This window comes from Anaerostipes sp. PC18, from assembly GCF_039789045.1.
GTDB classification, from domain to species: Bacteria; Bacillota; Clostridia; order Lachnospirales; family Lachnospiraceae; genus Anaerostipes; species Anaerostipes hominis.
In genome coordinates this window covers 1,880,477-1,895,970 of sequence record NZ_CP121164.1, presented here as the reverse complement: position 1 = coordinate 1,895,970, position 15,494 = coordinate 1,880,477, and the positions used below count along the sequence as shown (strand labels likewise).

The window sequence follows — 15,494 nt, the reverse complement described above, 5'->3', positions numbered from 1 at the left end:
TGTGGTAACTACATTATACTTCAAAAAGGGAGGTCATTGCTCTTTTTATTGCAAACTCCCATAAAATCAAGGTTAAAACAATAAGACAGGTAGTAAAACTTGACACTACCAAAAAGTTAAAGGGGGAAGTTTTATGAAACAGCCCAAAAAGTTAACACGCGATCAGAAGTGTTGTTTATCAGCACACAATCTCATTTGGAAAAACTGGATGCTAATCGAGGAGACCGAGTTTTACTACCGGATTATTAATAAGAAGACAGGAACCATTAAAAATGTGGATAAATTTAAAAGGAGACGAAAATGAATACTGTTCAAAAATCGAATTCTATATATACAAAATATTATCAGGATGGGTACGAAGCCGGATACAAAGCTTGCGATAAAGCACACGTAAAAAGGATGAAGCAGCGTAAATATTTTATAAAACAAAAAATGATTGGAGTAATGATTCTTGTTTTTACTATATGTTCGTTAGCATTTTTGGATGGAGATCTTACGATATCGTTTTTGACGATTCCAATTGGGTGTATGTTTTTATTTACCAAAAAAATGATACTGATGGATAACTACTATTTCAAAAATGAAAGGGGAAAAAATGAACTCTAAAATTATAGCTGTAGATTTTGATGGTACTTTATGCGAAAACAAATATCCGGATATTGGGGCGCCCAACGAAGAACTCATAGAATATTTACAAAATAAGAAAACAGATGGATCTAACACAAAGATTATACTTTGGACCTGTCGGGCCGGAGAACATTTACAAAAAGCAGTAAAATGGTGTGAAAAACATCATTTATATTTTGATGCTGTGAATAAAAATCTCCCCGAAAATGTAGAGTGGATGGGTGGTGACACCAGAAAGATTTTTGCTAATGAGTACATTGATGATCGGAATTGTTCTGATTTTGAGCTTCCGTTTGTAAAAGAAGATGAATCAAGCATAAAATCTTGGGCAGAAAAAGAAATCGAGATAGCGTGTAAGAGCGAACGAAATTGTTCGGAGAGTAAGGACGAAGATTGGGATTACGGTTGTGCTTGTTACGAGAGTGCCTTAAAAGCTTACGAAAGTCTTGTAGAAGATGGGCATAGCGGGTTCAGTATCAGCATAACAAAACATATTTTGAACCGCTTAATTGATGGAAAACCTCTTACTCCCATTGAAGACACATGCGATATTTGGAAATATAGCCATTCTATAAGCGGATTTCATGGCAAAGAGGTTTTCTATCAGTGTAAACGTATGAGTTCTCTGTTTAAACGTGTTAGCGTTGATGGGACTATAAAGTACAAAGATGTGAATAAATTTTGTGGAATAGACGTTAACAAGCATACAGCATCTTATCATAGCGGATTAATTGATATGATAATGGGGGACATGTTTCCTATTACAATGCCGTATTTTCCAGAAAATAGTCCATTTAAAGTATATTGCGAAGATTTTCTTACTGACAAGAAGAATGGTGATTTTGATACTGTAGGAATCTTTTATGCGATTAAGCCGGACGGCGAGAGGGTTGAGATCAATCGATTTTTTAAAGAGGGCGAACGAGATTTCGTTGAAATAAAAGCTGATGAATACTGCATACGGAAGTTGGAATCGCGTTCTTTAGATATATGCGATATGTATAATTTGCAAATCGATTTTAGGCATGACCTTTTTGACGATTCTTATTCGATTATAGCAAGGAAAGACAAGCCCAAACGCCAAGGTTTTACAATATCATTAAGTTCATCAGATCTACATAACTGTACATTGAAAAATTTCGGACGGTTAGAACAACTAATATTCAAGGGGATTATCTTAGGAATGGATTTGGATGTCAAACCGTTAGAACAATATTATGAACATTTAAAGGAGGAAAGAAATGATGATATTTAAAGAAGATCTCGAGAAGGAATTAAAACCTATTGAGAAATTATTAGACGTCCATACCATTGATAATTTGATCGTCGCGGGATATTTGGATGCTCCTGCAAGCACGAAATATCATGGGAACTATATCGGCGGTTTATTTGTACATAGTTGTAATGTTACTGATACGCTTGTTGAATTAACTGAGAATAATAACTTAACATGGGGGAGAAAAGAGTCGCCTTATATAATTGGAATGTTTCATGATCTTTGTAAAATGGATCAATACAAAACACTTGAGGAATGGGGAGATTCCAATGGTTCGGAATTCGAAGTTATATCTGCTCAAGTAAAGTTTGAGTACAACGAGGAAGTTTTATACAAAGGCCACGGCGATAAATCAGTAATACTCGCTTCTACATATTTGAAATTAACTCCAGAGGAAGTGGCTTGTATTAGGTATCATATGGGAGCTTTTACAGAGAAAGAAGACTGGAAATATTATAACAGAGCATTAACAGCATTTCCTAACGTTTTATGGACCCATAATGCCGATATGATCGCCACTTATCATCTTGACAATATAGAGAAAGGAGAAAATAAATGATTAAAATTGAGAACGATGAAGCTATTGGTTGGGAAGCTGCTATTAGGGGAATGCGGAATCCGATGAATTCTTGGGAGAAGAGTGATAGTGAATTTATTGAGTCTGAAATCTTTGATCCCGACGATTATATATGTCGATTTAAACTTGGACAAAACGACTATGACCTTATGATGAGACTTCGTAAGGCCGGTACAGATCATCGAAAGTTTATGCGGATGATTACTGTGTATGTTGATATTATTGCACCTTTATATTGGTGGAAGGAATTTGATACATACAAGGTAGGCACTGTTGCGAACTCTTGTTCAACTATGCACAAGATTCATGAGAAGGAGTTTACAATAGAAGATTTTTCGTGTGAGAATTTACTGAATGAAAAAGCTTGTTTAGACGACGAAGATTCGTCCATTAATATTCTTAACAACACAATAACTGCACTTAATAAATGGCGTAATAAATATTTATACACAAAAGACAAATTATACTGGTGGCAGATGATTCAGCTTCTTCCGAGCAGCTACAACCAGAAACGAACAGTAATGTTGAACTACGAAGTTTTAGCAAATATCTATAAGGCGCGGAAGGATCACAAACTTGATGAGTGGCGAGAACTCTGTGCGTGGATTACAACGCTTCCCTATTCGGAGATTATTATTGGTCTATAAATTAGGTTAGAAGGAGATGCCATAAATGAGACACATTAAGCGTTGGAATAAATGGAGAAAAAATAATTCTAATAGCAAATTACATAAATTTCTCGTACTAATAGGCCTTGTTAAATCACCAACAATGGAGTGGACATTTTTAGAGGATGAGATGAAAAAAATTAATAATGGTTTGCTGGAATCCGTTCACGACTTCACTGCCGACAATACCATTTCTAATAGAATGGAATCTACATTTTTAGAGGCTACAAATTTTACTTGTGATAAGTTGGTGATTGATTCCAAAAGAAAGGAGAACCCAGATGAACCGAAAGGAAAAACGTAAGCATGGTGTAAAACAAAAGACCCCAACATACAACTTGTCTAAAGACCAAATAGAAGCTATAAAACAAAAAGCTGTTACGGAGGCATCTGAGCAAGCTTTTATTTTATTACTTGGAATACCTCTAATTGTTATGCGGGATGAATTTGGTTTTGGAAAAAAGAGATTGGAGCGTTTTATTGATAGAGCTGTTGATCAGTACGACAGCTTCGATAAAGGGTATATTACATTAGACGATTTGACCAATACCATATTCGAAGAAACCGGCGTGAAAGTAGTACAAAATTAATTTGAGATTTAGGAGGAAAATGATTTTGAATTTAACGGCATTAAAAATTATTGAAATTGTGCTTGCTTTTATTATGGCATTTGCCCTGGGGATGAAGTTTGATGTATCAGAGCAAACAAGAACGATTGCGAAATATGTGTGGATAATTACATTAGCCTTAATTTGGATATTTATTATAAGTGGTGTGTAAAATTAGAATTTGAGAAAGAAGGTAGATCATGAAAAAAGTATTTTTAGGTGGTACGTGTAATGACAGTGATTGGAGAGATGTGCTAATATCGGCATTAAGAATAGATTACTTTAATCCGGTTGTGCCAGATTGGACAGAAGAATGTTATCAGCGTGAACTAAGGGAAAGAGAAGAGTGCGATTATTGTCTATACGTTATTACCCCTAAGATGACTGGGGTGTATTCAATTGCAGAAGTGATAGACGATAGTAATAAAAGGCCTGAAAAAACAGTGTTTGCCTTTCTGTTTGAAGACGATGGGATTACATTTGATGTGGGGCAGATACGCTCTCTGGATCGAGTAGGCAGAATGGTTGAGAGTAACGGCGGAAATTACTGTAAGTGCTTGCTGCAGGTGGCAGATTTATTAAATAGCTAACTTAGAATTCAGGTTGAAAATACTCAACAACCTGACAAAGGAGAAAAAATATGAGAATAAGAGAGGTTAATGACGAACATATCCTGTTTGATAACGGAAAAGAAATAACGTTCTATCATTTTCAGGATTGTTGTGAGTATAATTATGCAGATTTCAAACAGCTTGAAAAACTGGCTTTGGAAACAGAATTCACGGAGCCGATTGAATTTGAAAAAGTCGAAGGTGCAGGTTTTCGTTTTGGGAACAATGTTGGAAAAATGTTTTTTGTCCCCTGCTATTCAGATCAAAATGGCTGCTACAGTTCTGACATAGATATTTTTTATGCAGGTGAGAAGGTGCTTAATCTTGAGTGCGAAGAAGCGTATTATTGTTAAAAAAAAAAACGAAAATGGAAAGGTGGGCGTTGAGAAAAATATGGTTAGTAAAAAATGCTTAAATTGCAAATTTTGGGTCAAGTTTTATAACTCAAATAAACATTATTGTAAACGTGGGTATTGTATTAAAAGTCAATCACTAAGGAGGAAATAGATGAAGACTGTTATTACTATTCCAAACAATTGTTGCAATTGCCCTTGCTTTATCGTCGCAAAGGGGACATGTGGATTTACCGAGAAATTATTTTATTTATGCCGTGCTTTTAACAGAGTTCTTACGATTGATGTAAACTACGTTGAACGTTGTGAAGAATGTAAGAAGGCTGAGGTGGAAGATGTCCCATGAGAGCTAAAGATATTTACGGAAACTACATAAGTAATATTATAGGATATTGTCATTATAATGGGCACCCTGGAGCGTTAAATCACTCTATAGCATGGCATAAAAAGTGTAAAGGTAAACACTGCAGACATCTTGAAATCATTATACATGAAGCCTGGGAGAGACAAAAATATAGAAATAGAAGACCAAAAAGGTAATGATGATATATAGTTTTAGAAATTCTTTTATGATTTTTACGCCCACTTTCATATTTTCAAAAGTGGGCTTTTTACGTTTTTAAAGATTTTTACCTATTAAAAAGCTAATTATAGCCTAAAAAAATGACGAATTGCCCACTTTGTGCCCACTTTCCTTTGGGAAACCGGCCACGAAAAACCACGTATTTATGCGGGTTTGCGGGGTATTGCCCACTTTCCCACTTTTTTTCTTTATTAATGTGAGAGAAAAATTAATATATATATATAAATAAAAGGGCGGTTTCCTGTGGGAAATTATTTCCTTAAGGAAATTGATACGGAGGAACTTTCAATGACGGAACTTGAATGGATGGAAATGTTTGGAGATAATCTTGTTTATATGTTAGACAAGCATTGTCTCTCACAAAAAGAACTGGCTGAAAAGACTGGAATATCTGAGACGAGTATTAGTAATTATATTAACAAACGTAAGATACCTGGTATGAAAGCTATTATTAATATCGCCTATGGGTTAGACTGCAGTGTTTCAGAACTCATAGAGTTTTGCGGTGACAAAATTGAATAGTAGAAGGAAGATGATAAAAAACATATATGGTGTTAAATTATAAATATTAAAATTTTCCTTTCATTTACACTGGGTTGTTTGTATAATATTTTTAACGATGAATGCGAACAAAGGAGGCTGCAAAATGAAAGATGAATACAATGATATTTATAACGAATTTGGATACCGATTCGATTATAGCAAAAAACATTTAGGCAAATCGAAAGAATTATCAATTGATGAGATTAGAAAGATTGACGATTCAAAAAGTAATAATAATGATATCCCTATATTTATCAGATGTAAACAATGTGATACATATATGGAATTTAAACCTGGACCTGAAAATTTATTAGACGGTTGTTGGGTGTGTCCAATATGTAATTCCAAAGTGAAAGAAATTACACCATATACGAAACTAGAATCTGAAAACTCGGCGTTTCTTGATAGCTGGGATGTAGATTAAGTTTTTAAGCCTATGCTAAATCGCATGGGCTTTTATTTTGCGTATTTTTAGCCTCGCGAAAAAAACATGGACTTTTATGAGAGGGAAGGATAAAATGCTCGTTTTTAGCATTTACTTTCTCTCTTTTTGTTTTAAAAAAATATGGAGGAGCCTTTAATAATGTTGGAAAGTGAGTTTCAATCAAATTTGAAAGAAGAACTTCGAATGATGTTTCCAGGATGTATAGTCACAAAATTGGATTCTGGCGATATTCAAGGTATTCCTGATCTATTGATTCTTTATGAAGATAAATGGGCCTCCTTAGAATGTAAAAAAAATGCGAGCGCTACAAGACAACCTAATCAAGAATATTATGTTGGCAAGATGAATCAGATGTCTTTTTCTCGATTCATTTATCCAGAGAACAAGGAGGAAGTGTTGTATGAACTTCAACGAGCATTTGAATCTTGAAGGATGCCATGCATTTCTTGGTGCTAGTAAGTATCATTGGATAAGATATGACCAAGAAAAACTCGCAAATGCATATTCAAATTTTCGGGCTGCCACAAAAGGCACTGAATTACATAATTTCGCAGCGCAGTGCATCAAACTTGGTCAAAAATTACCTAGATCGCGCAAAACATTAAATATGTATGTTAATGACGCGATTGGTTTCAAAATGATTCCAGAACAAGTTTTATATTATTCAGATAATTGTTTCGGTACCGCTGATGCGATAGCTTTTCGGAACAAGCTACTTCGGATACATGATTATAAAAGTGGTGTAATACCAGCACACATGGAGCAGTTGGAAATCTACGCTGCTCTTTTTTGTTTGGAATATAAAACGAAGCCCTCGGAAATCGATATGGAATTAAGAATATATCAAAATGATGAGGTTTTGATTCATGTCCCAACAGCAGAAGATATACTGCTAATCATGGACAAGATTATAACCTTTGATAAATTGCTTAATAAAATTAAATTGGAGGAGGCTTAGACATGAGTGAGATAGAAAACGACAAAGATTCGTTGATGCACTATGGAATGCCCAAGCGTTCTGGTCGATATCCATGGGGGTCTGGAAAAGAGCCATATCAGCATAGTGGAGATTTTTTAAGTAGAATTGAAGAATTGAAGAGGGATAAAAATCTTTCGTTTATTGACGAGAATGGAAAGAAATGGACTGGTGAAACAGCTATTGCAAAGACTATGGGATTGAGTTCTTCTGAATATAGAATTCAAAAAGCATTAGCGAAAGGAGAACGAAGGGCCGCCGATATTTCCGAAGTAAAGAGGCTCCAGGATAAAGGTTGCAACAATAGTGAAATCGCCAGAAAAATGGGAATAAACGAATCATCGGTCAGATCCTTGCTGGATGAAGATTCCAAGGCGAGGATGTTACAATCACAAAAAACAGCAGATTTTTTAAAAAACCAAGTTGAAAAAAAGGGCATGATTGACGTCGGAGCTGGCGTCGAACGAGAACTGAATATTTCCAGAAGAAAGCTTGATGATGCTTTATATATTTTAGAAAGAGACGGTTATGAAGTACATGGTGGTCGTGTACCACAGGTGACTAATCCGGGTAAAAATACAACGATCAAAGTGTTGTGTCCGCCCGGAACAGAGCATAAAGAAATTTATAATTTCGATAAAATCAATTATGTTACTGATCATATTTCTCATGATGGAGGCACGACGTTTGAAAAAGGGTTTGTTTACCCTAAGAGTATGGATTCCAAGCGATTACAAATTCGTTACGCTGAGGACGGCGGTATTTTAAAAGATGGCGTTATCGAATTAAGAAGGGGTGTCCCGGATTTATCATTGGGAGAATCTCATTATTCCCAAGTTCGTATCCTTGTCGACGATAAAAAATATCTTAAAGGGATGGCTATATATTCAGATGATATGCCAGATGGCGTTGACGTGGTGTTTAATACGAATAAAAAGAAAGGAACACCAAAGGAAAACGTATTAAAAGATATCTCTTCTGATCCGGACAATCCCTTTGGATCTTTGATCAAAGAACATGGAGGACAATCATATTATTATGATAAGAATGGCAAAAAGCAATTATCGCTTATCAATAAAAGGGCAGACGAAGGCGATTGGAGTGACTGGCAAGACAAATTACCATCCCAGTTTCTGGCAAAACAAAATTTAGATTTAATAAAAAAACAGCTTAACCTCGCAATTGCAGATAAGCAAACAGAGTTTGACGAGATTTGTTCATTAACAAATCCTACGGTTAAGAAACGATTACTTCAATCCTTCTCAGACGACTGTGATTCTTCAGCTGTCCATTTAAAAGCTGCAGCGTTACCACGTCAAAAGCATCAAGTCATTTTACCAATAAAGACGATGAAAGATACCGAAGTCTACGCGCCCAACTATAGAGATGGAGAAAAAGTAGCACTTATTCGATATCCGCATGGTGGGTTATTTGAAATACCAATTCTAACTGTTAACAATAAACATCCCGATGCCAGAAATATTTTAGGCACCGATGTAAAAGATGTAGTCGGTATTAACAGTAAAGTGGCGGAACGTTTGTCTGGCGCTGACTTTGATGGGGACACCGTTATGGTGATACCTACAAATCATAAGACCAAAATATCATCAGCTCCTCCTTTGAAAGGATTGGAGGGATTCGATCCTAAAGGTGAATATCCGTACAGTGAAGGTATGAAGTTGATGAAAAACCCCAAGACTGGTACTGATAATACTCAGCAAGAAATGGGGAAAATATCAAATCTTATTACTGATATGACCATCAAAGGAGCTAGTCAGGATGAACTGGCGAGAGCCGTGCGTCATAGTATGGTTGTAATCGATGCGGGTAAACATAAGCTGGATTATAAACGCAGTGAACTTGAAAACGGCATTAAAGCATTAAAAAGAACTTATCAGGGACATTATGATGAAAACGGAAGGTATCACGAAGGAGCCTCAACTTTAATCTCCCGAGCTAAGTCAGAGGTATCTGTAGCTAAACGACAAGGAAGTCCTATCATTGATAAGAATACCGGTGAGGTTTCTTATAAGACGGCGGATGATTTATATTACGTTGATAAAAAGACTGGTAAAACAAAAATGAGGACTCAACAGAGTACAAAAATGGCCGAAGTTAAGGATGCCCGGCAATTATCTACTGGACACCCCAAGGAAGAAGCGTATGCCACATACGCGAACAAGATGAAAGCTCTGGCCAATGAAGCGCGGAAAGAAATGGTTACAACTAAAGAAATACCATACCAGCCATCCTCCAGTTTAACGTATAAGAAAGAGGTATCATCTTTAAAAGCTAAGCTGAATGTTTCTCTAATGAACGCCCCTAGAGAACGTCATGCTCAGGCCATAGCCAACGCCGCAATCAACGCAAAGATTAAATACAATCCAGATATGACTAAGAAAGAGATTAAAAAAGCCAAACAGCAAGAACTTACTAAAGCTAGGAATTTGGTTGGCGCGTCCCGAAATGCTATTGATATAACGGATAAAGAATGGGAAGCTATACAATCCGGCGCCGTAAGTAAGACTACACTTGCTAAGATTCTGGACTACACAGACATTGACGTTATCAGGGAAAGAACAACGCCAAAAGACAAACCGGTTGTAACTCCGGCTAAGGCAAACCGAATAGCAGCAATGCGCGCTTCTGGGTATACTATTGCTCAGATCGCCGATGCTTTAGGCATTTCTCGTTCTACAGTATCAAACCATTTATGATGAAAGGAGTGAAACAAAAGTATGGAAGGAACATGTGCATTAACTACATTTGATAATCCTTATGATCCATTCGAAGATTTCACTTCGTGGTTTATGTTTGATCTCGAAAAGGGTTATGGGACTTGTGATTACCTTGCAAGAATTACTAGAACATCTGATGAATACAGCGATAAAGAAAATAATTTAGAAATTGAACGCGCAATTGACGAGATAATTGCTAATGATTTCATGAATATTTACAAAAAAGTAAGAAAAAGAGATATAAAAGAGGAATAAAGAGGGTACGGGGGGGTATCGAAAATTGCACCCCCTCCTCAAATCGCCTGGGTCTTCAAAAAATCCCCGGGGGTAAATTTTATATTTTTGGTTTTATGGTATCCACGCTTAAAGGGTACTTACGATAGTTGAATGTGAAAGAAAGGACTTTTTATTACTTACCTCCTTTCGACTAAAAAGTCAGATGTCACAGAAGATTATTTTTGTAAGTTCCTTTTAAGAGTGGATACTAATCTATCTAAGTATAAAATTTTATGAAAGCCACATGCAAATTTAGGAAAGGAGATGATAAGTGTGGGTAAAAGTAAAGGAAAGTCTTCCTCATCTACTTCTAAAAGTAAAAGAAGGCCCGCTTTATCTCCTGAGGCCAGAGAAAATCAATTAATTTCTTTGGCCTACGACTTGGCCGAAGAAAGATTATCGGATAAAACTGCATCTTCACAAGAAGTTACCCACTTTCTAAAACTCGGTTCGTCCAAGGCTCAGTTGGAAAAAGAAAAATTAAAACAAGAAAACGCTTTATTAGCGGCTAAAACTGAATCGTTAGAATCGGCAAAGAGAGTGGAAGAATTATACGACAAGGCGTTGAAAGCGATGAAATCATATAGCGGGCAGGACTATTGAAGATGATTAGAACCTATTCGGAATTATCAAAACTTAAATCATTTGAAGAACGCTTTCAATACTTGAAGATTGGCGGTGGAGTGGGTGTAGATACGTTTGGTCATGATCGATATCTTAATCAACGGTTTTATAAATCCGACGAGTGGAAGTCATTGCGAAACTATATCATTATACGAGACAACGGGTGTGATCTTGGATTAGACGACTATGATATATATGGTCATATAATTATTCACCACATGAATCCTATATCAGTTGATGATATATTGTTCCACAGTAATTTTTTGATCGACCCAGAATATTTGGTTTGCACACAGCTTTCAACACATAACGCTATTCACTACGGAACTGAGGATCTAATACCAATTTCGCCGACTATTCGACAACCGAATGATACTTGTCCGTGGAAAAAGGGATAAAGGAGAAAAAAACATGACAAATAGAAATAAACAAACACCAAAAATAACATCGGCAGAGACAATCTCGGAATTTAACAAAGAGGAAACTACAGAAGAAAACATTATTGGAATTGTGGCAAATTGTAAAATTTTGAATGTTAGAAAACAACCAAGCAAATCTTCCGAAGTTCTTTGTACGGTACGTGTTTCAGACGAAGTAATAATCGATACTACAAAGTCAAACGAAAATTGGTTCAATATTAAAACGAAATCAAACATTGAAGGCTTTTGTATGAAGGATTTCATAAACGTTAAATCGTGAGGAAAATATTATGGACAGCATACTCGTCTCAATTAAAAAATTGCTTGGGATGGATGCGGATTACACCGCATTTGACACTGATATTATTATACATATAAACACTGTATTGATGACTTTAAGGCAGATTGGGGTTGGACCCAAAGAGGGTTTTTCTATTAGAGGTAAAGATGAGGTTTGGTCAGATTTTGTGCCAAACGTGAACGATTTAGAATCCATAAAAACTTATGTGTATTTAAAAGTTAAGGCTGTATTTGACCCGCCGCTAAGCGCAGCTGTAAAAGAGTCTATGGAGAAACAAGCGGCCGAACTTGAGTGGCGTATCTATGTTGAGGTAGAATCTATAAAAAAGGAAGAGGAGAAAATTCAAAATGGGATATGTTGTTACAAGAAGTGTCAATAATGACGAACTAATGCACTATGGTGTTCCTGGTATGAAGTGGGGCGTTCGGAGAGCAAACCATCAAACAATTGGGAACAAACACCATTCAAGAGCAGCAGCAGCTATTCAAAGAGATGCTGATAATTTAAGAAAAAACGGATACAAATCCGAAGCGGTAGCTGTTCAGAAAGTTGCCGATAAACATAGAACTAAAGCATTGGAGTCTCAGAGAAAATACGACTCTAAAGAGATCAACTCTATGAGCGATCAGGAATTGCGTAATCGTATCAATCGGCTTCAAATGGAAAAACAATACACACAACTTACACAAAAAGAAAAAAGCGCTGGTCGTAAGTTTATAGAAAGCGTTTTAAAAAATGCAGCTCAACAAACAGCAAGCAAATATGTTTCAAAGTATATGGATAAAGGAGTTCGGTCCGCTCTAAAGCAAACGAGAAAACGGTAGGAGGCGTTAATCTATGGCGTTATCGAATACTGCCGTCCCAAAATATTATGGTGAATTTAGAGATTCTGTCATAAGAGGCGAAATACCAGTATGTAGAGAAATCTCGCTAGAGATGGATCGAATAGATGATTTAATCGCCAATCCTGGAATCTACTATGATGATAAAGCAGTAGAAGGCTGGATAAGATACTGTGAGGAAGAACTCACCTTGACTGACGGATCTGATCTAAATCTATTAGATAGTTTTAAACTATGGGGAGAGCAGGTATTTGGGTGGTTTTATTTCATAGAAAAAAGTGTATATGAGCCTAATGAAGATGGACATGGCGGTCACTATGTTAACAGAACAATTAAAAAACGGTTGACTAACAAGCAGTATCTCATTGTTGGAAGAGGTGCTGCTAAATCTTTGTATGATTCATGTATACAATCGTATAACCAAAACATTGATACGTCGACCACTCATCAGATAACGTGTGCCCCAACGATGAAGCAGTCCGAAGAAATTATGTCACCTATTCGAACTGCCATAACCAGAGCCAGGGGACCGTTATTCCAATTTTTAACGGAGGGATCGTTGCAGAATACAACCGGTTCCAGGGCGAATCGGGTAAAATTAACGTCTACTAAAAAGGGTATTGAAAATTTTCTCACAGGATCGTTGATTGAGATTCGTCCGATGAGTATCAACAAACTTCAAGGCCTTCGATGTAAGACCGCGACAGTCGACGAGTGGCTTTCTGGAGACATCCGAGAAGATGTTATCGGAGCAATCGAGCAGGGGGCGTCAAAGGTTGATGATTATTTAATCATTGCAACCAGCTCCGAAGGAACCGTTCGAAATGGGAGCGGTGACACGATCAAAATGGAACTGATGGATATCCTAAAGGGGGAGTATATAAATCCTCATGTGTCTATCTGGTGGTATAAGCTGGATTCAGTAGATGAAGTATCCAACCCAGATATGTGGTTAAAGGCAAATCCTAATTTGGGAAAGACTGTAACTTATGAAACATATCAGCTTGACGTGGAGCGTGCGGAAAAAGCACCGGCGACAAGAAACGATATTTTAGCAAAACGTTTCGGCATTCCAATGGAAGGTTATACTTATTTCTTTACATATGAAGAGACTTTGCCCCATAGAAAAAGGGATTTCTGGCAAATGCCGTGTTCGCTTGGAGCTGACCTTTCACAAGGAGATGACTTCTGCGCTTTCACATTTCTATTCCCGTTATCTAATGGATGTTTCGGTGTAAAAACCAGAAACTACATTTCTGAATTAACCCTGATGAAATTACCTGGAGCTATGCGAATTAAATACGAACAGTTTATAGAAGAAGGAAGTCTAATTGTATTAGACGGAACTATCTTAGATATGATGAAAGTTTACGATGATTTAGATAATTATATCATTGCATGTAGTTACGATGTCTGTTGTTTTGGTTATGACCCTTATAACGCTAAAGACTTTGTCGCTAGATGGGAAGCTGAAAATGGTCCGTTCGGAATTGAAAAAGTCATTCAGGGAGCCAAGACCGAATCGGTACCTCTAGGCGAATTAAAGAAGCTTTCGGAAGAACGAATGCTTTTATTTGACGAGGAATTAATGTCGTTTACCATGGGTAACTGTATTACGATGGAGGATACGAACGGCAACAGAAAATTGTTAAAAAAAAGAAACGATCAAAAGATTGACGCTGTTGCCGCAATGATGGATTCATTCGTTGCTTACAAACTAAATCGAGACGCTTTTGAGTAATGGGGTAGAAACGAAGATTTAACTTTAAAGGAGAAAATTCAAAATGGCATTAGACATAAAAAGTCGTTTAAAACGTTCTGTGAACGCTTTTTTTAATAGGGATCCAACATATTCAAATGTCGGAAGAGGTTATACCTATAGGCCGGATCGGGTTCGTTTCACAAGAGGTAACGAACGATCCATCGTTACGTCAGTATATAACCGTATAGCTCTTGATGCGGCGGCCATAGAAATTAAACACGTCCGTCTTGATGAGAACGAACGTTATATTGGTTCTATCGATTCTGGATTAAATAATTGTTTAAACTTAGAAGCAAATTTAGATCAAACCGGAAGGGCATTTGTACAAGATATTGTTATGTCGATGATGGACGAGGGATGTGTGGCACTAGTACCAATAGACACCGATCTTGATCCAGGAAGTACAAATTCATACGAAATCCTGACTATGCGGACTGGGAAGATTCTTGAGTGGTATCCGTCTCAAGTGAAAGTTCGTGTTTATAACGATCGGACTGGTATGAAAGAAGATCTCATCATGGCAAAGAATCAAGTTGGCATAATAGAAAATCCACTTTACGCGGTTATTAATGAACCAAATTCAACGATGCAGAGACTAATAAGAAAACTTAATCTTTTGGATGTTATTGATGAACAAAACAGTTCAGGAAAGTTAGACTTGATCGTTCAATTGCCGTATTCAATAAAGGGTGAACTAAAGCGTCAACAGGCCGAAAAAAGGCGTCAAGATATTGAAGAACAATTAACGGGTTCTAAATATGGCATTGCTTATACCGATGCTACTGAACGGATCACTCAACTTAATCGTCCTGTAGAGAACAATCTAATGTCTCAGATTGAATATCTAACGAGCATGCTATACAGCCAGTTAGGAATTACTAAGAGCATATTGGATGGCACAGCAGACGAAAAAACGATGTTAAATTACTACAATCGGTCGATTGAACCTATTGTATCTGCCATCGTTGATGAATTAAAGAGAAAGTTTTTATCAAAAACTGCACGTTCACAAAAACAATCGGTTATGTATTTCAGAGATCCATTTAAACTGGTGCCGGTGCTTGAACTTTCGAATATTGCCGATTCTTTCACTCGAAATGAAATCGTGTCATCAAACGAGTTTAGGCAAACCATCGGCTTCAAACCTTCAGACGATCCCAGAGCCGACGAACTTAGAAATAGCAATATAAGTACACAGAAGAGGAACGACCCAACACTAATAGAGAAAAGTACAGAAACTGTCAACGAGGAATAAGGAGGAAAAG

General features: G+C 36.8%; 22 protein-coding genes. All 22 read left to right on the top strand.

The window, feature by feature from the left end; genetic code table 11:
- The first annotated feature begins 300 nt into the window (after nt 1-300).
- The 22 genes from P8F77_RS10310 to P8F77_RS10205 all read left to right on the top strand — a co-directional run bounded on the left by P8F77_RS10310 (nt 301) and on the right by P8F77_RS10205 (nt 15,484).
- A complete protein-coding gene (locus P8F77_RS10310) occupies nt 301-606 on the top strand; it encodes a hypothetical protein (RefSeq protein WP_347256098.1) in 306 nt (101 codons plus the stop codon).
- Entirely contained in the window at nt 581-1,882 is a 1,302-nt protein-coding gene (locus P8F77_RS10305; RefSeq protein WP_347256097.1) for a hypothetical protein, read from the top strand. Before P8F77_RS10310 ends, P8F77_RS10305 begins: the two co-directional genes overlap by 26 nt.
- Complete coding sequence (locus P8F77_RS10300) at nt 1,869-2,462, top strand: hypothetical protein (protein ID WP_347256096.1); 594 nt, start codon at nt 1,869-1,871, stop codon at nt 2,460-2,462. Before P8F77_RS10305 ends, P8F77_RS10300 begins: the two co-directional genes overlap by 14 nt.
- Entirely contained in the window at nt 2,459-3,127 is a 669-nt protein-coding gene (locus P8F77_RS10295; protein ID WP_347256095.1) for a hypothetical protein, read from the top strand. The genes P8F77_RS10300 and P8F77_RS10295 overlap by 4 nt, the downstream gene beginning before the upstream one ends.
- Nucleotides 3,128-3,152: 25 nt before the next feature.
- Nucleotides 3,153-3,452, top strand: a complete 300-nt coding sequence (locus P8F77_RS10290; protein ID WP_347256094.1) for a hypothetical protein — start codon at nt 3,153-3,155, stop codon at nt 3,450-3,452.
- Complete coding sequence (locus tag P8F77_RS10285) at nt 3,430-3,738, top strand: hypothetical protein (RefSeq protein ID WP_347256093.1); 309 nt, start codon at nt 3,430-3,432, stop codon at nt 3,736-3,738. The genes P8F77_RS10290 and P8F77_RS10285 overlap by 23 nt, the downstream gene beginning before the upstream one ends.
- Nucleotides 3,739-3,763: 25 nt before the next feature.
- The gene (locus P8F77_RS10280; RefSeq protein ID WP_347256092.1) at nt 3,764-3,928 is read left to right on the top strand and encodes a hypothetical protein; all 165 of its coding nucleotides are present in this window, start codon (nt 3,764-3,766) and stop codon (nt 3,926-3,928) included.
- A 28-nt stretch (nt 3,929-3,956) separates the two neighbouring features.
- Entirely contained in the window at nt 3,957-4,346 is a 390-nt protein-coding gene (locus tag P8F77_RS10275; protein ID WP_347256091.1) for a nucleoside 2-deoxyribosyltransferase domain-containing protein, read from the top strand.
- A gap of 50 nt (nt 4,347-4,396) precedes the next feature.
- A complete protein-coding gene (locus tag P8F77_RS10270; protein WP_347256090.1) occupies nt 4,397-4,720 on the top strand; it encodes a hypothetical protein in 324 nt (107 codons plus the stop codon).
- A gap of 342 nt (nt 4,721-5,062) precedes the next feature.
- The gene (locus P8F77_RS10265) at nt 5,063-5,260 is read left to right on the top strand and encodes a hypothetical protein (protein WP_347256089.1); all 198 of its coding nucleotides are present in this window, start codon (nt 5,063-5,065) and stop codon (nt 5,258-5,260) included.
- A 331-nt stretch (nt 5,261-5,591) separates the two neighbouring features.
- Nucleotides 5,592-5,825 (top strand): helix-turn-helix transcriptional regulator, encoded by a 234-nt coding sequence (locus P8F77_RS10260; RefSeq protein ID WP_347256088.1) that lies wholly within the window; start codon nt 5,592-5,594, stop codon nt 5,823-5,825.
- Nucleotides 5,826-5,949: 124 nt separating this feature from the next.
- Nucleotides 5,950-6,270 carry a hypothetical protein gene (locus P8F77_RS10255; protein WP_347256087.1) on the top strand — a complete coding sequence of 107 codons (321 nt, stop codon included), beginning with the start codon at nt 5,950-5,952 and terminating at the stop codon, nt 6,268-6,270.
- 159 nt (nt 6,271-6,429) lie between these two features.
- Nucleotides 6,430-6,720 carry a hypothetical protein gene (locus P8F77_RS10250; protein ID WP_347256086.1) on the top strand — a complete coding sequence of 97 codons (291 nt, stop codon included), beginning with the start codon at nt 6,430-6,432 and terminating at the stop codon, nt 6,718-6,720.
- Nucleotides 6,692-7,249, top strand: coding sequence for a DUF2800 domain-containing protein (locus P8F77_RS10245; RefSeq protein WP_347256085.1), 558 nt, complete (start codon nt 6,692-6,694; stop codon nt 7,247-7,249). The genes P8F77_RS10250 and P8F77_RS10245 overlap by 29 nt, the downstream gene beginning before the upstream one ends.
- 2 nt (nt 7,250-7,251) lie before the next feature.
- Nucleotides 7,252-9,984 (top strand): helix-turn-helix domain-containing protein, encoded by a 2,733-nt coding sequence (locus tag P8F77_RS10240; RefSeq protein ID WP_347256084.1) that lies wholly within the window; start codon nt 7,252-7,254, stop codon nt 9,982-9,984.
- A 21-nt stretch (nt 9,985-10,005) separates the two neighbouring features.
- Nucleotides 10,006-10,260: a hypothetical protein gene (locus tag P8F77_RS10235; protein WP_347256083.1), complete on the top strand. Its 255-nt coding sequence runs from the start codon at nt 10,006-10,008 to the stop codon at nt 10,258-10,260.
- 294 nt (nt 10,261-10,554) lie between these two features.
- Entirely contained in the window at nt 10,555-10,884 is a 330-nt protein-coding gene (locus P8F77_RS10230) for a hypothetical protein (protein ID WP_347256082.1), read from the top strand.
- Between the two features lie 432 nt (nt 10,885-11,316).
- Complete coding sequence (locus P8F77_RS10225; RefSeq protein WP_347256081.1) at nt 11,317-11,604, top strand: SH3 domain-containing protein; 288 nt, start codon at nt 11,317-11,319, stop codon at nt 11,602-11,604.
- Between the two features lie 10 nt (nt 11,605-11,614).
- Nucleotides 11,615-12,004, top strand: a complete 390-nt coding sequence (locus tag P8F77_RS10220) for a hypothetical protein (protein WP_347256080.1) — start codon at nt 11,615-11,617, stop codon at nt 12,002-12,004.
- On the top strand, nt 11,973-12,449 hold the full coding sequence (locus tag P8F77_RS10215) for a hypothetical protein (protein ID WP_347256079.1): 477 nt from the start codon (nt 11,973-11,975) through the stop codon (nt 12,447-12,449). Before P8F77_RS10220 ends, P8F77_RS10215 begins: the two co-directional genes overlap by 32 nt.
- A 13-nt stretch (nt 12,450-12,462) precedes the next feature.
- A complete protein-coding gene (locus P8F77_RS10210; RefSeq protein WP_347256078.1) occupies nt 12,463-14,208 on the top strand; it encodes a terminase TerL endonuclease subunit in 1,746 nt (581 codons plus the stop codon).
- A gap of 43 nt (nt 14,209-14,251) precedes the next feature.
- Entirely contained in the window at nt 14,252-15,484 is a 1,233-nt protein-coding gene (locus P8F77_RS10205) for a phage portal protein (RefSeq protein WP_347256077.1), read from the top strand.
- Nucleotides 15,485-15,494 lie beyond the last annotated feature (10 nt).